The sequence below is a fragment of the Acidovorax facilis genome, assembly GCF_023913775.1.
In the GTDB taxonomy this organism is placed as follows: Bacteria; Pseudomonadota; Gammaproteobacteria; order Burkholderiales; family Burkholderiaceae_C; genus Acidovorax; species Acidovorax facilis.
Window position 1 is genome coordinate 52,763 of sequence record NZ_JAMXAX010000016.1, and the last position, 17,833, is coordinate 70,595.

Here is a 17,833-nt window from a genome sequence, read left to right on the forward strand (position 1 = left end):
ACAGCTATTAAAGTAATAGCATCAGAAAGCAGCGCCGCCAGGCGCTGGCAGGGGTGTCGCCGCCAGGGGTGCCGCAGCGGGCTGCACAGCAGGCAAAAGCTGGTCCACAAAATCACCCAGGCTGGCATGCACGCGCGTGCCCGGCGGAACCCCCGCTGGCAAGGGGCCACCGGGGTGCACCTGCGCCGACTGCCCCGTGCACACCAGGTGCAGCTGTGCGCCCAGTGCGGCGCCTGCCTGCAGGTGCGCGGTGCAGCTGCCCACCACCTGCACATCCTCACGCTCCACCCCATAGCGGTCACTGATCTGCTCCAGCAGGCCGGGGGCGGGCTTGCGGCACGCACACTCCTCATCGGCCGCGTGGGGGCAGTAGAAAACGGCATCAATGCGCCCGCCCACCGCCGCCACCTGACGGTGCATCTTGGCGTGAATGGCGTTGAGCGCCACCACATCAAACAAGCCCCGGCCCAGGCCCGGCTGGTTGGTGGCCACCACCACATGCCAGCCCGCATGGTTGAGGCGCGCAATGGCTTCGAGCGCGCCCGGCACAGCGGTCCACTCGTCGGCAGCGGTGACGTAGTCGTCCGCCAGCGGGTTGAGGGTGCCGTCGCGGTCGAGGATGGCGAGTTTCATAGGAGGGGTTTACCTTGTGAGAACCGCCAGCCTAGCAGCTTGTGCAAACCGGTCAAACCGCCAGGCGGGACAGGTCGGCCACGCGGTTCATCGCGTTGTGCAGCATCTTGAGCAGGCCCAGGCGATTCATCCGCACATCCAGCTGCTCGGCGTTGACCATCACATCGTCAAAGAACGCATCCACCGGCGCGCGCAGCACGGCCAGGGTCTGCAGCGATGCGGTGTAGTCGCCAGCATCGAACTGGGCATTGGCTTCGGGCACAAAACGCTGCAGCGCAGCGTAGAGGTCCTGCTCGGCCTTTTCCTGCAGCAGCTCGGGGTTGACGTGGGCATCCACCGGGCCTTCGACCTCGGCCTTCTTGAGGATATTGCCCACGCGCTTGTTGGCGGCAGCGAGGGCGGGGCTTTCGGGCAAGGCGGCGAAGGCGCGCACTGCGGCCAGTTGTTTTTCGACCAGTGCCAGGCGCTGCGGACGCAGGGCCAGCACCGCGTCGACTTCCTGGGCGCTGTAGCCCTGCTCGCGCAGGCTGCCGGCGAGGCGGTCGTAGATGAAGTCTGTCAGCTGCTCCGCCGCCGTCGGGTTCATCGAAGTGCCGACACGAACAGTTGCCACACCGAACTGAACTCCCCCACGAGACCGGTTTACCGCCTCCATCTCCTGCACGGACTTTTCAGAGACAGCACTAGCAAATACTTGCTCGCCGAATATGGAAAAAGTCGATTGAACCAATGACTGCAGATCCAGCGGCAGATCCTTCTCGACCAGCATGCGGATCACGCCCAGCGCATGGCGGCGCAGCGCAAACGGGTCGCGGTCGCCCGTGGGCAGGTTGCCGATGCCGAACATGCCCACCAGGGTTTCCAGCTTGTCGGCCAGCGCCACCACGACGCCCGCCGTGTTGCGCGGCAGCGCGTCGCCTGCAAAACGCGGCTTGTAGTGGTCTTCGATGGCGTGCGCCACGGCTTCGCCCAGGCCGTCGTTGAGCGCGTAGTAGCCACCCATGATGCCCTGCAGCTCGGGGAACTCGCCCACCATGTCGGTCACGAGGTCGGTCTTGGCCAGCAAAGCGGCTTGGTCGGCATCGGCCACCAAAGCGGCGTCGCCCAATTGGGTGGCAATGGCCTTGGCGATGGCGCGCACGCGTTCCACGCGTTCGCCCTGCGTGCCCAGCTTGTTGTGATAGACCACCTTGCCCAGGCCTTCGACGCGCGAGGCCAAGGTTTTCTTACGGTCCTGGTCAAAGAAGAACTTCGCGTCGGCCAAGCGCGGGCGCACCACGCGCTCGTTGCCCCCGGTCACAAAGCTCGTGTCTTCGGGGCTGATGTTGCTGACCACGAGGAACTTGTTGGTCAGCTTGCCAGCGGCGTCGAGCAGCGGGAAGTACTTCTGGTTGGCCTTCATCGTGAGGATGAGGCACTCTTGCGGCACGCCCAGGAACTGCTCTTCAAACTGGCAGATGACCACGTTGGGCCGCTCGACCAGTGCGGTCACTTCGTCCAGCAGGGCTTCGTCTTCGATGGGGCGGGCGCCATTGCCGACCTTGGCGGCAGCAGCGGCCAGCTGGCGCGCGATCTCGGCCTTGCGCTCGGCAAAGCTGGCGATCACGGCGCCATCCTTCTTCAGCGTGGCGGCGTAGCTGTCGGCATCGGCCAGCACCACGGGCGACACGGCGGCTTCAAAACGGTGGCCGGTGGTGCTGTTGCCAGCGGTCAGACCCAGCGCCTTCACGGGCACCACCGTGCTGCCATGCAGCGCGACCAGGCCGTGTGCGGGGCGCACAAAGTTCACGCTGGTCCAGCCGGGCAGCTCACAGTCGGTTTCGAGCTGGTAGCTCATCACCTTGGGGATGGGGAGCTTGGCGATGGCTTCATCCAGCGCCTTTTGCAGGCCAGCCGCCAACGTGGCACCGGGCACCACGCTGTCGTAGAACAACGCTTCGGCCTTGCCGTCCTGCGCGCGCTTCAAGGCGGCCACAGCGGCTGCGGGGTTGGACACATCGGCGCCCAGCGCCTGCAGCTTTTTCAGCAGCGCAGGCGTGGGGTTGCCGTCTTTGTCCAAGCCCACAGTAACGGGCATCAGCTTTTGCTGCACGGCCTTGTCGGCGGCCTTGTCGGCCACGGCGGTCACATGCGCGGCCAGGCGGCGGGGCGAGGCAAAGGGCGTGACTACCGAGGCAGCCGTCGCCAGGCCCTGGGCCTTGAGCTGGTCGCCCAGCACGGTGGCGAAGGCATCGCCCAGCTTTTGCAGCGCCTTGGGCGGCAGTTCTTCGACAAACAGTTCAACGAGGAGGTTTTGGGTCGTCATGTTCTTGTTCTTTCCGCGCGCTCACGCAGCCTTCTTCGTCATCTGTTCCACCCACTCGCGGGGCGCCATCGGGAAGCCCAGGCGCTCACGGCTTTCGTAGTAGCTTTGCGCCACAGCGCGGGCCAGGTTGCGGATGCGGCCGATGTAGGCTGCGCGTTCCGTCACGCTGATGGCGCCGCGCGCATCCAGCAGGTTGAAGCTGTGTGCGGCCTTGAGCACCTGCTCATACGCGGGCAGCGCCAGCTGCTGCTCCATCAGGTACTTGGCCTGCTTTTCGTGCGCATTGAAGGCGGTGAACAGAAAGTCAGCATCGCTGTGCTCGAAGTTGTAGGTGGACTGCTCCACCTCGTTTTGCTTGTACACGTCGCCGTAGCTCAGGGTGTCGGTCCACTTGAGGTTGTAGACGTTGTCCACGCCCTGCAGGTACATGGCCAGGCGCTCCAGGCCATAGGTGATCTCGCCTGTGGCAGGCTTGCAGTCGATGCCGCCCACCTGCTGGAAATACGTGAACTGCGTCACCTCCATGCCGTTGAGCCAGACCTCCCAGCCCAGGCCCCAGGCGCCGAGCGTGGGGTTCTCCCAGTCGTCTTCGACAAAGCGGATGTCGTTCTTTTTCAGGTCGAAGCCCAGGGCTTCGAGGCTGCCCAGGTACAGCTCCAGGATGTTGGCGGGTGCGGGCTTGAGCACCACCTGGTACTGGTAGTAGTGCTGCAGGCGGTTGGGGTTCTCGCCGTAGCGGCCGTCCTTGGGGCGGCGGCTGGGCTGCACGTAGGCGGCCTTCCAGGGCTCGGGGCCGATGGCGCGCAGGAAGGTGGCAGTGTGCGAGGTGCCGGCGCCCACTTCCATGTCATAGGGTTGCAAAAGGGCGCAACCCTGCGCGTCCCAGTAGGACTGCAGCTTCAAAATGATTTGCTGGAATGTCAACATGGCGTCTTTGGCTGAGGCACTGGCAAGCCAGGGCCGAGCAAGTAAGGGGAAAAAGAAGAAAAGGCGGTGCGGATGCCAGCCCCGGCGCCTGCCACCCCAAAGGTAGCAAGGACGGGCCTCGCGCGCGCAAACCAGTGATTTTACGGCGCGCAGCCGCACGTGCTGCTGCAGCGCCCGCAACATCGGCCCGCGCCCATGAAAAAAGGCCGGAGCCCTTTTGGAGCACCAGCCTTCCCAACCAGTCACGCAGGCTATAGCCCGTTGCGTACCAGTGACCACCTTTGCGGGTAGCCCGTCGGCGCACGTGTTGTGCGCCAAGTCAAATCAACTATCCATCGCGCTGGCCGGAGCGCCACCACAGGGCGCTGCCTGGGCGAGTGCCCCCGCGCAAGGGCCGCCCCACCGCGCTGGGGGCGTCCCCCTTCAGGGGGAAGGCGCGCAGCGCCTCAGGGGGTCTTCTCAATACTCCCAGAAAATGCGCTGCAGTTCCTTGCTGTCATTGGTCTTGGTGAGGGCCACCATGGCCAGGATGCGGGCCTTTTGGGGGCGCAGGTCGTGGGCCACCACCCAGTCGTACTTGTCGTCGGGCTGCTCGGCATTGCGCAGCACAAAACCGTCGGGCACGCGGGCCGAGCGAACGATCTGCACGCCCGCAGCACGCAGTGCCTTGAGAGAATCCACCGCCTGTGCCGCCACCGAGCCATTGCCCGTACCGGCGTGGATCAGCGCCTTCACGCCAGCCTTGCCGTAGGCTTCAATGCCCGTGGTGTTCATGTTGCTGTAGCCATAGACGATGTCCACGGCGGGCAGGGCCTTGATGTCGTCGATGTTGAACTCCGACTGCATGGTGTGGCGCTTGACCGGCGCGCGGAACCAGTAGTTCTTGCCTTCCACCACCATGCCCAGTGGGCCCCACTGGCTCTTGAAGGCCTCGGTCTTGATGTTGATGGTCTTGCTCACGTCGCGACCGCTCTGGATCTCGTCGTTCATCGTGACCAGCACGCCCTTGCCGGCAGCGTCCTTGCTGGCGGCCACGGTCACGGCGTCGTACAGGTTCAGCGCGCCGTCGGCCGACAGGGCCGTGCCGGGGCGCATGGAGCCCACCACCACGATGGGCTTGTTGGTGCGCACGGTGAGGTTCAGGAAGTACGCGGTTTCTTCCAGCGTGTCGGTGCCGTGGGTGATGACGATGCCGTCCACATCCGCCTGCTTGGCCAGGGCCGACACGCGCTGGCCGAGGCGCAGCAGGTGCTCGTTGGTGAAGCTTTCAGACGCGATCTGGAACACCTGCTCACCGGACACCTTGGCCACGTTGGCCAGCTCGGGCAGGCCTGCCAGCAGTTTATCGACCGGCACCTTGGCAGCAGCGTAGGTGGCGCTGTTGGCGGCCGAGGCGCCAGCACCTGCAATGGTGCCGCCGGTGGCCAGCACCACCACATTGGGCTTGGCAGCCTGGGCCATGGCCACAGCGGACGCGGCCGACAACAGCAAGCCTGCGAGCCAGCGGCTGGCAGTGGGGGAGGAAGAAATGCGCATGAGGGTGTCTCCTGATTTTTTTGGGGTTGGCGACGCGCGTTGCGCCGCTCTTTGCAAAACCCGCCCGTGAAGCGGTGCCGCATCCTATGAGAAAGCAGAACACAGTCATGCGGAATAATTGACCCACCCTTATGAATTTCACTCACACCCCCAACACCTCCACACGATCCCAGTATTCGGGTCGCACAGGCACATACACCGGAGCAGCGCTGGAATGAACTTGCGGCAACTGGAAGTTTTTCAGGCCGTGCTGCAGACCGGCAACATGAGCGCAGCGGCGCGCCTGCTGTGCATCACGCCCTCGGCGGTCAGCAAGGCCATTGCGCACACCGAGCTGCAGCTGGGCTACCGGCTGTTCAACCGCACACCTTCGGGCTTGACCCCCACCCCCGAGGCCCAGGTGCTCGCGGCCGAATCCACTGGCATCTACCGGCAGCTGGATGCGCTTAAGCGCACCGCGCGCAACCTGGCCACCAGCGATTCGGGCGATGTACGCCTGGGGGCGATCCCGTCGATCACCCACGAGTTTCTGCCGCGCCTGTTGCAACACCATGCCGAGCAGCATCCGCAGGTGGGCGTGGAGGTGCGCACCATCCACCAGGACCAGATGACGCAGGCGCTGCTCACGCGCAGCGTGGACTTTTGCCTGGGTTTCTACAAACACCCGCACCCGCAAATTGCGAGCGACCTGCTGGTCAGTGGTCGCCTGTACCTGGCGGTGGCGACCAGTGTGTGGGCACGTGCACCCCGTGCCGCCAGCCCCGGCGCGCGGCTGGCGCAGGTGCCGGTGATCCGCCTGGTGGGCGACGACCCCATGCGCCAGGCGATTGACGAACTCGCGCAACGGCTGGGCTCTCCCGCCGGGCCTGGCATCCAGGTGCAGACATCGCGCCTGGCGCTGGAGCTGGTGCGCCGGGGCATGGGCTGGACGGTGGTGGACTTTCTCACCGCCAAGGGGCTCGACCCCGCGCAGATAGTGGCGCAGGAGCTGCACGAACTGCCCCCCATGTCGCTGTACAGCTACCACGCAAGGGCGTTGCCACCAGGACTGCAGGCCACGCGCATGCTGGCGATGCTGCCCACCCTGCTGCACGAGGCCCTGCAGCCCAACCCCAAGCCTGCCAAGCGCTAGGAGGCTGCGCGGCAGAAGGAGCATCGGCTGCAACGCGCGATAAACCGGTCTCGCGCGGTACTACCTCCTGCGCCCAGGGCCCCACCCTGGGCTTGTCGGTAGCTCCACGCGATCCTCGGTTTTCGCGCGTTTCGCTTCGATGCCTTCCGCCGCGCAGCCTCCTAGCCCATGAAAAACGGCCTGCATGTCCAAAGACAGGCAGGCCGTTGCAGTGGGCAGGCTGCGGTCAGTGGTTCCAGCGGCGCAGCACCAGGCTGGCGTTGGTGCCCCCAAAGCCGAAGCTGTTGGACAACACCGTGGTCAGCTGCGCATCGCGCGTTTGCGTAACCAGGGGCATGTCACCCAGTGCCGGGTCGGGCGTCTCCACATTGGCGGAACCGGCGATGAAGCCCTTGTCGAGCATGATCACGCAGTAGATGGCCTCTTGCACACCCGTGGCACCCAGCGAGTGGCCCGTGAGCGACTTGGTGGACGAAAACGGCGGCACCTTGTCGCCAAACAGGGCGCGCATGGCGCGCACTTCCTGCATGTCTCCCACCGGCGTGGAGGTGCCATGGGTGTTGATGTAGTCGATGGGGGCGTCGAGCCCTTCCATGGCCTGCTGCATGCAGGCAATGGCACCATCGCCCGAGGGGGCCACCATGTCTTCGCCATCGCTGGTGGCGCCAAAGCCCACCACTTCGGCCAGGATGGTGGCGCCGCGCGCCTGGGCGTGTTCGAGGCTTTCCAGCACCACAGCACCGCCACCGCCCGCAATCACAAAACCGTCGCGGTTCGCGTCGTAGGCGCGCGAGGCCTTCTCGGGCGTGGCGTTGTACTTGCTGGACATGGCACCCATGCCATCAAACAGCAGCGACATGCCCCAGCTCAATTCCTCGCCACCACCCGCAAACATAACGTCCTGCATGCCCCAGGCAATCTGCTGCGCGGCCACACCGATGCAGTGGGCCGAGGTGGAGCAGGCCGAGGTGATGGAGTAGTTGATGCCCTTGACCTTGAAGTTGGTGGCCAGGCAGGCAGAGACGGTGGAGCTCATGCAGCGCGTGACCTGGTAGGGCCCGACGCGGCGGATACCCTTTTCGCGCAGCGTGTCGGCCGCCTCGATCTGGTTGGCAGGCGATCCGCCGCCCGAGCCCATGATGAGGCCGGTGCGCGGGTGGCTCACCTGCTCAGGCGTGAGACCCGCCTGGGCAATGGCGTCTTCGAGCGCGATCTGCGCATACGCGGCCGCATCACCCATGAAGCGCAGCTGCTTGCGGTCGATACGCGCCTCGATGTCGATCTCAGGCGCACCACCCACCTGGCTGCGCAGGCCCAGCTCGGTGAATTTTTCGACGGCCTTGATGCCGCTTTTGCCTTCACGCAGTGAGGCTTCCACGGTGGCCAGGTCGTTGCCAATGCACGAGACGATGCCCGCGCCGGTGATGACTACGCGCTTCTTGGTGGTCATGCTGCGTCCTTGCCGTCTTCCTCGCGCTTGAACAAGCCCACGCGCAGGTCATTGGCTACATAGATTTCCTTGCCATCAGCCAGCAGGCGGGCATCGCCAATGGCCATGACCAGCTTGCGCTTGATGACGCGCTTGATGTCGATTTCGTAGGTGACGAGCTTCACGTCCGGGCCCACTTCGCCGGTGAACTTGACCTCGCCCGCACCCAGCGCACGGCCCCGGCCGGGCAGCTGCAGCCAGGTCAGGTAAAAACCGATGAGCTGCCACATGGCATCGAGCCCCAGGCAGCCGGGCATGACCGGGTCGCCCTGAAAGTGGCAGGTAAAGAACCACAGGTCGGGCTTGACATCGAGCTCGGCGCGGATCTTTCCCAGCCCGTGCGCGCCACCATCGCTGTCGATGTGCGTGATGCGGTCAAACATCAGCATGGGCGGCAGCGGCAGGCGCCCGCTGTCGGCGCCGAACAGCCGGCCCTCGCCCGAGGCGATCAGTTGTTCGTAGGAAAAGGAATCTGCCATTTTCAGTCGTGCTCCAGAACAGCGGTTGGCCCGCCTCAAATCATCGTTGTATGCAATACAGCCCCGTCTTGCGGGGCTCTATTATCAAGGCATAGGGAGCTGCCTCTAAACAATGGCCTGCCAAGCCACCCGCCCCGCCCTCTCGGCGCCTGACCTGGATCAATGGCGGCGCGCCCCCATGTCCTTGTTTCTCGCCCACACGCCAAGCGCCAGCACCAGCGCCCCGAACATCCAGAGCGGCCACAGGCCCCAGCGCGACACCCACCAGGCGTAGGGCGTGATGGCCCAGCCACTTTGCGCATCCAGCCCCCGGCCTTGCACCTCGCCCTTGAGCACGCCGCGTGTAGTGCGCGCCAGCAGGTGTGTCACCACACCCCGGTGGTCGATGATGGCGGTGGCGCCGGTGTTGGTGGCGCGCACCATGGGGCGCTCGAACTCCAGGGCACGCATGCGGCTGATCTGCAGGTGCTGGTCAATGGCCACGGTGTCGCCAAACCAGCCAATGTTGCTGAAGTTGACGAACACCGTGGGCGCCTGTGCCGGATCGATGAAACGGGCTCCCAGCTCTTCGCCAAAAAGGTCTTCGTAACAGATGTTGGGCGCAATGCGCTGGCCCGCCCAGGCAAAGGAGGGCTGCCCCACCACACCCCGGTTGAAGTCCCCCAACGGAATGTTCATCATGGCCGTGAACCATTTGAAAAAGGGCGGGATGAATTCGCCAAACGGCACCAGGTGGTGTTTGTCGTAGCGGTAGGGCGTGGCCCCGGTGGCGGGGCTCATGCCAAGCACCGAATTGGTGTAGCCCTGCGCCTCATCGCCCAGCGGAATGCCCAGCAGCGCGGCCTGCGGACCCTGCGCGTAGCGCTGCTGGATGCCTTCCAGATAGCCCGGTATGAGCTGCTGGGGCAGCAGCGGGATGGCGGTTTCCGGCGCCACCACGAGATCGGCCTTGGCGTCGCGCAGCGCTTCGGCATACCACTTCAGTGCCAGCGGCACGCCGCTGCCCGACTGAAATTTCTCGTCCTGCGGGATATTGCCCTGCAGAAGCTCCAGGCTCAGGGAAGGCGCCGGGCGCTGCTGGGGTGTGGAGCAGAGATGGATGGCACAAAAGCGGTCTACCGTGGCCAGGGCCAGCGCTGCCCCCAACGCCAGCAGCAGCGCCCACAGGCGCCAGCCACTGAAGTCGGCGCGCCGCACTTGCACCGCCCCCATCGCCAGCATCGCAGCAACCGCCCCCAGCCCATAGACGCCCCCGTAGCGCGCCAGCGCCGCCAGCGGCCCATCCACATGGGCATAACCGCCAGCGCCCCAGGGGAACCCCGTCCACAAGGTGCCACGCGCCAGTTCGGCCACCAGCCAGAATGCTCCAAAAGTGATAGCTGTTAGCGCTTTACTGGTAAGCGCCAGGCGGCAAAAAATCCCCAACATCGCCGCGTAGTAGCTGGCGAGGAACGCCGCCAGCCCCAGCACCGCCGCCACGGCCAGCGGCGCTGCCAGCCCGCCGTAGGTGTGCATGGAGATGAAAAGCCACCAGAAGGTCCCGACCAGCCAGGCCGTGGCAAACAGGCCACCGATGACCGCGCCGCGCTGCCAGGAGACAGACACCGTGGCATGTGGTCGCACCAGCCAGGCCAGCACCGCCATGGAGGCGATCTGCAGCCACCACAGGGGCTCACCGCTCCAGGGCCAGGCCAGCGAGGCCGCCTGCGCAACGCCAGCAGCCACGGCCAGCAGCGCCTGCAGGGCCAGCGGCAGCCCCGGCGTGGAGGTAGCGCGGGCCATCAGTCGCTGGCGCTAGCTTCTTCGACCCGCGACACCTTGAACCAGCGCACGGCGCCGCCCTTGGTGTGCAGCACGACGAAGTGCAGGCCGCTCAGCTGCAGGTGCTCGCCGCGCTTGGGCACATGGCCCATTTCATGGGCAATCAGGCCGCCGATGGTTTCGAAGGTTTCATGGGGGTCGCTGCCCTGAACCAGCACATCAAACGCCTCGCACACCCGCTCCACCGAGGTGTCGCCACTCACCCGGTAGGTGCGGTCGGCCAGGCCAAAGATGTCGCCGTCGTCTTCGGGGATGTCGAACTCGTCCTCGATCTCGCCCACGATCTGTTCGAGCACGTCTTCAATGGTGATGAGCCCGGCCATGCGGCCAAACTCGTCGATCACGATGGCCAGGTGGTTGCGGTTGCCGCGAAACTCGCGCAGCAGGTCATTCAGGCCCTTGCTTTCAGGCACAAAGGCGGCCGGGCGCAGCAGCGCTCGGATATTCAGCTCCGGCGCCCGCTGCAACTTGAGCAGGTCCTTGGCCATGAGGATGCCGATGATGTTCTCGCGCTCGCCCTGGTACACCGGAAACCGCGAGTGCGCGGTGTTGATGACAAGGTGCAGCATCTCGTCAAACGGTGCGTCGATGTTGACGAGGTCCATGCGCGGGGCGGCCACCATCACGTCGCCCGCCGTCATATCGGCCATGCGGATGACGCGCTCCAGCATCACGCGCGAATCGGCCCCAATGACCTGGTTGTCTTCGGCCTCGGCCAGGGTCTCAATGAGTTCTTCCGTGGAGTCTGGCCCCGGATGGATGAACTCGGCAACTTTCTGCAGGAAGGTGCGCTTGTCTTCCCTCTCGGGTGGTCGCCCGGGGTGCGCGGGATGCGGGTCAGACACTGGAGTGCACGACGTGCGGTAGTGAATCAGGCCCCTAGGATAGCGGATAGTTGTGACGGCCCGCTACGCAAACCCCGCAGGCCGCACAGCGCGACCTTGGGATGGATGGACGGACTATTCAGCAGATTGGTGGCGGGCGTGCTGCACGCCACTGCGCACTTCCTGCACGCTGGCCAAAAAGTCCCAGAACTGCTTGGCCTGCTTCTTGATCTGGTAATCCACCTCGGCGAACTGCTGCTCGACCATCTCGGTCATGCGCGTGTCCAGGCTGGCCGGTTCGATCTGGAGGTAAGCCTCGGACTCCGAACCATCGCGGCGCACGGTGGCACCGGCCTTGCGGGCAATTTTCAGCATGGCGGTGTTTTCGGAGAGCGCATGGATAAAAACCATGTTCACACCTTCATTGCGCGCATGCATCACGGCCCGCTCGAACAGGCGTGCGCCGAAGCCCCGGCCACGCGCCTGCTTGAGCACCGACACGCCAAATTCGGCGCAATGTTTGTACTCTGGGTGCTCCGAGAAGGCCAGATGCGCCATGGCGATCAGTTCGAGGCGGCGGTTGTAGATGCCGAAGATCTCGTCGCGGTTGAAGTCGAGCTGCTCGGCATAGCGCCGGATCTGCTCGTCGTTGGCGGCGTAGCCAAAACGCAGGTAGCGGTCTGCGGGCTCCAGCTGGAGCAAATGTTGGGTGATCCGCTCCCGGTAGGAGGGACCCAGGGCACGAATGGGAACCATCACGGGGACCTCCTGCTTGACGCGAGTTTCATGGGCAGGCGATTCGCCCATCACCGGGCGCAGCATATCCCTGCCTGCATACCAGGATGCCTTGAGCCAGTCTTTGGTTGCGATCATGGCTGCAAATATAAGGGTTTTCCCTCATTATTTCCAGCAAAAATGCTGCATTGCAACAAATTAGTGAGGTAGCTCAAACCTGTTCCACACAGCACTCCCCGCCCCACTTGGCAAGCTGGGCGCCTCCGCCAACGGCTTCCCGCAAGGGTATAGCGACAGCGGGCACGGGGCAACATGGGGTTTCACGCTCGCGGCACCCTAAGAACGTGCTCTAAAGCCTATCTACACAGGCACGGCTGTGGTCGCCTTCACGCGGTCCAGCACAAAACTGGTCTTGCAGTCCTGCACGCTGGGGTGTTTGAGCAGCGTGTCCATGATGAACCGGCTGTAGTGCGCCATGTCAGCCACCACCACGCGCAGCAGGTAGTCCATCTCGCCCGTGAGCGACGCGCACTCCACCACTTCGGGCCAGGTCTGCACGCTGGCGCGGAACAGGTCCATGGGGTTGCGCTTGTGGCTTTCGGTGTGTTTTTCGAGCCGGACGTTGAGGTAGGCCGTCAGCCCCAGGCCCACGGCCTCGGGGGGCACCAATGCAACGTACCGATCGATGACACGGCTTTCCTCCAGGCGCTTGACGCGGCGCAACACCGCACTGGGCGACAGGCCCACCTGCTCACCGATGACGTCGTACGTCTCCCGGCCATTTTCTTGCAGACGGCGCAGGATGGCCCTGTCCAGCTTGTCGAGTGCGTTTAAAGCTTGCATGGCGCAAGATTTTATGAAGTTTTGACTTTTCGCGCCTTCTGAATTGCAGGCTCGGGTATGTCCCGATAGTGACTCCACACGAAGAAAAGAAGAATAAACCTCGCAAAAACGAACGATCGTTCTTTTTTTGCAAATACAAAAAACATACCTATGGAGACAACTGCATGACCGGATTCCTCAGCCGCTTTTTGCGGCGATTTGTTCTGGCCGCGACCGCCGCATTGCTGCTCGTCGGTGCCAGCGCGCAAGCCCAGACGGGCACCACCCAGACCCGCTACCCCATCGTGCTTGTGCACGGGCTTTTCGGGTTTGATTCGGCCCTGGGTGTCGACTACTTCTACGGCATCCCTGACGCCCTGCGCCAGGGCGGCGCCAAGGTCTACGTGGCCCAGGTGTCGGCCGCCAACAGCACCGAGGTCCGGGGTGAGCAGCTGCTCGCACAGGTGAACACCATCCTGGCCATCACCGGCGCGGCCAAGGTGAACCTGGTGGGGCATTCACACGGCGGGCCTACGGCGCGCTACGTGGCCGGGGTGGCGCCGGGCAAGGTTGCCTCGGTGACCTCGGTCGGTGGGGTCAACCGGGGATCGCGGGTGGCGGACATCATGCGTGGCGTGGCACCCGCGGGTTCGGTCTCCGAAACCATCGCCAACGGGGCGGCGTCGGCGCTGGTCGCGCTGATCAACCTGACTTCGGGCGGCTCGGGCCTGCCACAGATGCCCACCGCCGCGCTGGACTCGCTCACCACCGCCGGTTCCGCCGCCTTCAACCGACGCTTTCCGCAAGGCGTCCCCACCTCTGGCTGCGGCAGCGGCGCAGAACTCGTCAACGGCGTGCGCTACTACTCCTGGACGGGCACCAAGACCCTGACCAACGTGCTGGATGCGAGCGACGCCCTGCTGGGCGTGTTGGGCCTGGTCTTCGGCGAAGCCAACGACGGCCTGGTGTCGGCCTGCTCCTCGCGCCTGGGCAAACACCTGGGCGACTACCGGCAGAACCACCTCGACGAAGTGAACCAACTGCTGGGCCTGCGCGACTGGTTCTCCACCGACCCGGTGACGCTGTACCGCCAGCACGCCAACCGCCTCAAGGCACAGGGCCTGTAAGCCGTGAACCGCGCCCGCGCCTTCGCCGCAGGGGTGGCCCTGGTCGCCGCCACGGCCGCCGTGGTCTGGTGGCAGGGTTCACAGCAAGGCCTGCCGGGCGCGGTGGACCCGCGTTCGGTGCCCGGCGCGGCGGCAGCGCCAACCGGCGGTGCAGGCCAGAACCTGTCGGCGCGGCCCATGGAGAGCAGCTTCTTTGCCACCCGCCGCGCCACCGACCCCGACCGCGGTGAAGACCCCCTGCTGACGCACGGCCTGCGCGACACGCTGGAGGCACTGCTCACAGAAGCCCTGGAGGACGGCGCGACAGACCCCGCCGCACTCAAACAACGCCTGGCGGCGCTGGTGGGCAAACACTTCCCGGCAGCCCTGGCCACGCGGGCGTTGGCGCTGGCCGAGCGCTATGTGGACTACCGCGTGGCCCTGGGCCAACTGCGCCCTCCCCAGGACCCGAACGACCCCGGTGCCCTGCGCGAGGCGCTGGAAGCGCGCCACAAGGTGCGCCAGCAGTTTTTTGACGGCCCCGAGCACGACGCCCTGTTCGCCCGCGAGGCGGAACTGGACCGCTACACCCTGGCACGCCTGGAAATCGAGCGCAACCCCCAGCTCAGCGCTGAACAGCGCGCCCAGGCCTTGCGCCATGCAGAGAATGAATTGCCCGCAGCGCGCCGCGCCGAGCGCGCCGCCACCACCGAACACCTGAGTGCCGCCGCCCAGACCGCCGCGTTCAACGCGCAAAACACCGACGAGCGCACCCGCCACGCGGCCCGCAGTGCGCAATACGGCCAGGCCGCCGCCCACGCCATGGCCCAGCTCGACCGGGAAGAACAACACTGGCAGCAGCGGCTTGACCAGTACAACCAGGCGCGCGGCCAACAAGGCGAAGGCCCCGCATTGCAGCAACTGCGCCAGCAGCTTTTCTCCGCCGAGGAGCAACAACGCATCGACGCCGCCCTGGCGCTGCGGCGCCTGCCACCTGCTGCGTCAGGCTCCTGAGCTCCCCTGGCCCCACGCAAGAGACAGCCGCCACATACCGGGGTAGCGCCCTCGTCTTGCGCTGAAATTTGATCATTCACAATATTCCTGCAAATCGGAGGCCCAAGCCTCTTGATTTCGCCAGAAACATGAGGCAGGGCGCGCCTACAGTCCATGACGTTCCTCAACGAATGCCGGAGACACCCCATGAACGCCGCCTTGCCGCAAGAAACCGCCGCCCAACTGGAAGCCTGGGACAACCCCATGGGCCTGATGGGGTTCGAGTTCGTCGAATTCACCTCGCCCCAGCCCGGCGTGCTGGAGGCCGTGTTCGAAAAGCTGGGTTTCACCCTGGTCGCCAAGCACCGCTCCAAGGATGTAGTGCTGTACCGCCAGAACGGCATCAACTTCATCCTGAACCGCGAGCCCCACAGCCAGGCCGCCTACTTTGGTGCCGAGCATGGCCCCTCCGCCTGTGGCCTGGCCTTCCGTGTGAAGGATGCGCACAAGGCTTACAACCGCGCACTGGAGCTGGGCGCCCAGCCCATCGAAATCCCCACCGGCCCCATGGAACTGCGCCTGCCCGCCATCAAGGGCATTGGCGGCGCACCGCTGTATTTGATCGACCGGTTTGAAGACGGCAAGTCCATCTACGACATCGACTTTGAATTCATCGAAGGCGTGGACCGCCGCCCCGTGGGCCATGGCCTGAACCTCATCGACCACCTTACGCACAACGTGTACCGCGGCCGCATGGGCTTCTGGGCCAATTTCTACGAGAAGCTGTTCGGCTTCCGCGAGATCCGCTACTTCGACATCCAGGGCGAATACACGGGCCTGACCAGCAAGGCCATGACGGCGCCCGACGGCAAGATCCGCATCCCGCTGAATGAAGAATCGAAGCAGGGTGGTGGCCAGATCGAAGAATTCCTGATGCAGTTCAATGGCGAAGGCATCCAGCACATCGCTCTGATCTGCGACAACCTGCTGGACGTGGTGGACAAGCTGGGCATGGCCGGCGTGCAGCTGGCCACCGCGCCCAACGAGGTCTATTACGAAATGCTGGACACCCGCCTGCCCGGCCACGGCCAGCCTGTGCCCGAACTGCAGTCGCGCGGCATCTTGCTGGACGGCACCACCGCCGACGGCACGCCCCGCCTGCTGCTGCAGATTTTCTCCACCCCCATGCTGGGCCCGGTGTTCTTCGAATTCATCCAGCGCGAAGGCGAGTACCGCGACGGTTTTGGCGAAGGCAACTTCAAGGCGCTGTTCGAATCGCTGGAGCGCGACCAGATCCGCCGTGGCGTGCTGAACACCTAAGACATCAGACATCAGACATCAAGGGTTAACCCTGAACAGGTGCCTATACTGCGCGCTCCCCGGAACTCATAAGGATCCCGATGTCGCTCCGTAGCACCCTGTTCAGTGTTGGCCTGACCTGTGTGGCCACCTTTGCCATGGCCCAAAGCCCCTCTGCCCCGCTCACCATCGTGGTTCCCTACCCCGCTGGTGGTCCGCTGGACACCTCGGCCCGCATCGTGGCCGAGGGTGCTGCAGCCCAGCTTGGCTCCATTACCGTGGAGAACAAACCGGGGGCGGGTGGTAGTACCGGTGCGGACCAGGTCGCCAAATCACCCAAGACCAGCAACCAGGTGCTGATGGGCGCCGTGGCCACCCACGCCGTCAATCCCTGGCTGTACAAGAACTTCCCTTACAACGCGCTCAAGGACTTCAAACCCATCGCCCTCGTGGCGCGCACGCCCAATGTGCTGGTGGTGAGTGCGGCGCAGGCCGCCAAGCTGGGCATCAAGACCACGCCGGACCTGGTGCAGTACCTCAAGAAGAACCCGGACCAGGCCAAGTACGGCTCGGGTGGCAACGGCAGCATCGGCCACATCTCGGCCGAGATGTTCAAGTCGCTCACCAACACCAAGATGGGCCACACGCCCTTCCAGGGCTCCAAGCCCGCGCTCGCCGCGCTGGAATCGGGTCAGGTGCTGATGGTGTTTGACAACCTGGCCTCGGCGCTGCCGCAGATCCAGTCGGGCAAGCTGCTGTCGCTGGGTGTAACCACGTTGAGCCGCAATGAGGCGCTGCCGAACGTGCCCAGCATCAACGACAGCGTGCAGGGCTTCAACGTGTCGACCTGGTTCGGCCTGTTCGCGCCCGCCTCGCTGCCCGATGCCGACGCGCGCCGCTACGCCAATGCGTTCTCGGCAGCGATGCATTCGCCCGCTGGCAAGGAGAAGTTCAAGAAGATGGGTATCACGCCCGAAGAGCTGACGCTCGACGGGTTTGCGCAGTTTGTGCGCTCGGAAAACAGCAAGTACGAGTTCCTGATCCGGGCCGCAAAGATCAAGATCGATTAGCAGCCGCGTGGGCTGGTGCGCACCCCCGTCGCGGTGCGCCGACCATGGCGGCAAAGGAGAAAAAAATGGGACAAGCCCCTGTCGTCTATGGCCAATCCACCCGCCCACCGCGTGGCGACTACTCGCGTGCCAACGCGGACTACACCTGCCCGCAGGACTACGCGGCCTACACCGCCGCCGACCACGACACCTACCGCCGCCTGTACGAGCGCCAGCGCGCCCTGCTGCCCGGCCTGGCGAGCCAGGCGTTCATCGACGCCCTGCCCTCACTGGGCGCCAGCGACCGCATTCCGCGCTTCGAAGAGGTCAACGAGCGCCTCTACAAGGCCACAGGCTGGGAGCTGGTGGGCGTGCCCGGGCTGATCCCCGAGGTGCCGTTTTTCACCTTGCTGGCCAACCGCAAGTTCCCGGTGACGGACTGGATCCGCAAGCCCGAGGAGTTCGAGTACATCGTCGAGCCCGACATCTTTCACGACCTGTTCGGGCATGTGCCGCTGCTGTTCAACCCGGTGTTTGCCGACTATGTGCAGCGCTACGGCCAGGGGGGTCTGAAGGCGCAGGGGCTGGGGTCTTGCGAAATGCTGAGCCGCCTGTACTGGTACACGATCGAGTTCGGGCTGATCCGCGAGGCGGGGGAGTTGCGGGCGTATGGGGCGGGGATT

At 64.9% G+C, this 17,833-nt stretch carries 16 protein-coding genes; 6 read left to right on the forward strand and 10 right to left on the reverse strand.

Translation table 11 applies throughout. The annotated features are described in order from the left end of the window. Positions 1–21 precede the first annotated feature (21 nt). The 4 genes from gmhB to NFX52_RS07900 form a co-directional block, all read right to left on the reverse strand. On the reverse strand, positions 22–633 hold the full coding sequence (gene gmhB / locus NFX52_RS07885; RefSeq protein WP_055396855.1) for a D-glycero-beta-D-manno-heptose 1,7-bisphosphate 7-phosphatase: 612 nt from the start codon (positions 631–633) through the stop codon (positions 22–24). 52 nt (positions 634–685) lie between these two features. Next, positions 686–2,938 (reverse strand): glycine--tRNA ligase subunit beta, encoded by a 2,253-nt coding sequence (gene glyS / locus NFX52_RS07890; protein ID WP_055396857.1) that lies wholly within the window; start codon positions 2,936–2,938, stop codon positions 686–688. 21 nt (positions 2,939–2,959) lie between these two features. Next, positions 2,960–3,865: a glycine--tRNA ligase subunit alpha gene (gene glyQ, locus NFX52_RS07895; protein ID WP_010462637.1), complete on the reverse strand. Its 906-nt coding sequence runs from the start codon at positions 3,863–3,865 to the stop codon at positions 2,960–2,962. 459 nt (positions 3,866–4,324) lie between these two features. Beyond that, positions 4,325–5,401 (reverse strand): asparaginase, encoded by a 1,077-nt coding sequence (locus NFX52_RS07900; RefSeq protein WP_055396859.1) that lies wholly within the window; start codon positions 5,399–5,401, stop codon positions 4,325–4,327. Between the two features lie 214 nt (positions 5,402–5,615). Here NFX52_RS07900 and NFX52_RS07905 point away from each other — a divergent pair, with 214 nt between their 5' ends. Further along, entirely contained in the window at positions 5,616–6,533 is a 918-nt protein-coding gene (locus NFX52_RS07905; protein ID WP_055396861.1) for a LysR family transcriptional regulator, read from the forward strand. 226 nt (positions 6,534–6,759) lie between these two features. Here the strand turns inward: NFX52_RS07905 and fabB are convergent, their stop codons facing one another. From fabB to NFX52_RS07935, 6 genes are all read right to left on the reverse strand, one after another. After that, on the reverse strand, positions 6,760–7,983 hold the full coding sequence (gene fabB, locus NFX52_RS07910; protein ID WP_252635598.1) for a beta-ketoacyl-ACP synthase I: 1,224 nt from the start codon (positions 7,981–7,983) through the stop codon (positions 6,760–6,762). Then, on the reverse strand, positions 7,980–8,501 hold the full coding sequence (gene fabA, locus NFX52_RS07915; protein ID WP_055396865.1) for a 3-hydroxyacyl-[acyl-carrier-protein] dehydratase FabA: 522 nt from the start codon (positions 8,499–8,501) through the stop codon (positions 7,980–7,982). Before fabA ends, fabB begins: the two co-directional genes overlap by 4 nt. 159 nt (positions 8,502–8,660) lie before the next feature. Then, positions 8,661–10,283: an apolipoprotein N-acyltransferase gene (gene lnt / locus NFX52_RS07920; protein ID WP_055396867.1), complete on the reverse strand. Its 1,623-nt coding sequence runs from the start codon at positions 10,281–10,283 to the stop codon at positions 8,661–8,663. After that, entirely contained in the window at positions 10,283–11,167 is an 885-nt protein-coding gene (locus NFX52_RS07925; RefSeq protein WP_055396869.1) for a CorC family transporter, read from the reverse strand. Before NFX52_RS07925 ends, lnt begins: the two co-directional genes overlap by 1 nt. A gap of 114 nt (positions 11,168–11,281) precedes the next feature. Then, the gene (locus NFX52_RS07930) at positions 11,282–12,019 is read right to left on the reverse strand and encodes a GNAT family N-acetyltransferase (RefSeq protein WP_055396871.1); all 738 of its coding nucleotides are present in this window, start codon (positions 12,017–12,019) and stop codon (positions 11,282–11,284) included. Between the two features lie 222 nt (positions 12,020–12,241). Continuing rightward, complete coding sequence (locus NFX52_RS07935; protein WP_055396873.1) at positions 12,242–12,724, reverse strand: Lrp/AsnC family transcriptional regulator; 483 nt, start codon at positions 12,722–12,724, stop codon at positions 12,242–12,244. 164 nt (positions 12,725–12,888) lie between these two features. Between NFX52_RS07935 and NFX52_RS07940 the strand changes: the two genes are divergently transcribed. The 5 genes from NFX52_RS07940 to NFX52_RS07960 all read left to right on the forward strand — a co-directional run. Continuing rightward, positions 12,889–13,830: an esterase/lipase family protein gene (locus tag NFX52_RS07940; protein WP_055396875.1), complete on the forward strand. Its 942-nt coding sequence runs from the start codon at positions 12,889–12,891 to the stop codon at positions 13,828–13,830. Between the two features lie 3 nt (positions 13,831–13,833). Beyond that, on the forward strand, positions 13,834–14,823 hold the full coding sequence (locus NFX52_RS07945) for a lipase chaperone (RefSeq protein ID WP_207401918.1): 990 nt from the start codon (positions 13,834–13,836) through the stop codon (positions 14,821–14,823). 186 nt (positions 14,824–15,009) lie between these two features. Then, positions 15,010–16,122, forward strand: a complete 1,113-nt coding sequence (gene hppD / locus NFX52_RS07950) for a 4-hydroxyphenylpyruvate dioxygenase (protein ID WP_055396879.1) — start codon at positions 15,010–15,012, stop codon at positions 16,120–16,122. A gap of 80 nt (positions 16,123–16,202) precedes the next feature. Continuing rightward, on the forward strand, positions 16,203–17,171 hold the full coding sequence (locus tag NFX52_RS07955; protein WP_055396882.1) for a Bug family tripartite tricarboxylate transporter substrate binding protein: 969 nt from the start codon (positions 16,203–16,205) through the stop codon (positions 17,169–17,171). A 65-nt stretch (positions 17,172–17,236) separates the two neighbouring features. After that, on the forward strand, positions 17,237–17,833 hold a 597-nt coding region (locus NFX52_RS07960; protein ID WP_252635599.1), incomplete at its 3' end, for a phenylalanine 4-monooxygenase.

Bases quoted from the DNA above. Each gene is read 5' to 3' on its own strand.
- gmhB (WP_055396855.1), bottom strand. From the start codon at position 633: ATGAAACTCGCCATCCTCGACCGCGACGGCACCCTCAACCCGCTGGCG.
- glyS (WP_055396857.1), bottom strand. From the start codon at position 2,938: ATGACGACCCAAAACCTCCTCGTTGAACTGTTTGTCGAAGAACTGCCG.
- glyQ (WP_010462637.1), bottom strand. From the start codon at position 3,865: ATGTTGACATTCCAGCAAATCATTTTGAAGCTGCAGTCCTACTGGGAC.
- NFX52_RS07900 (WP_055396859.1), bottom strand. From the start codon at position 5,401: ATGCGCATTTCTTCCTCCCCCACTGCCAGCCGCTGGCTCGCAGGCTTG.
- NFX52_RS07905 (WP_055396861.1), top strand. From the start codon at position 5,616: ATGAACTTGCGGCAACTGGAAGTTTTTCAGGCCGTGCTGCAGACCGGC.
- fabB (WP_252635598.1), bottom strand. From the start codon at position 7,983: ATGACCACCAAGAAGCGCGTAGTCATCACCGGCGCGGGCATCGTCTCG.
- fabA (WP_055396865.1), bottom strand. From the start codon at position 8,501: ATGGCAGATTCCTTTTCCTACGAACAACTGATCGCCTCGGGCGAGGGC.
- lnt (WP_055396867.1), bottom strand. From the start codon at position 10,283: ATGGCCCGCGCTACCTCCACGCCGGGGCTGCCGCTGGCCCTGCAGGCG.
- NFX52_RS07930 (WP_055396871.1), bottom strand. From the start codon at position 12,019: ATGATCGCAACCAAAGACTGGCTCAAGGCATCCTGGTATGCAGGCAGG.
- NFX52_RS07935 (WP_055396873.1), bottom strand. From the start codon at position 12,724: ATGCAAGCTTTAAACGCACTCGACAAGCTGGACAGGGCCATCCTGCGC.
- NFX52_RS07940 (WP_055396875.1), top strand. From the start codon at position 12,889: ATGACCGGATTCCTCAGCCGCTTTTTGCGGCGATTTGTTCTGGCCGCG.
- hppD (WP_055396879.1), top strand. From the start codon at position 15,010: ATGAACGCCGCCTTGCCGCAAGAAACCGCCGCCCAACTGGAAGCCTGG.
- NFX52_RS07955 (WP_055396882.1), top strand. From the start codon at position 16,203: ATGTCGCTCCGTAGCACCCTGTTCAGTGTTGGCCTGACCTGTGTGGCC.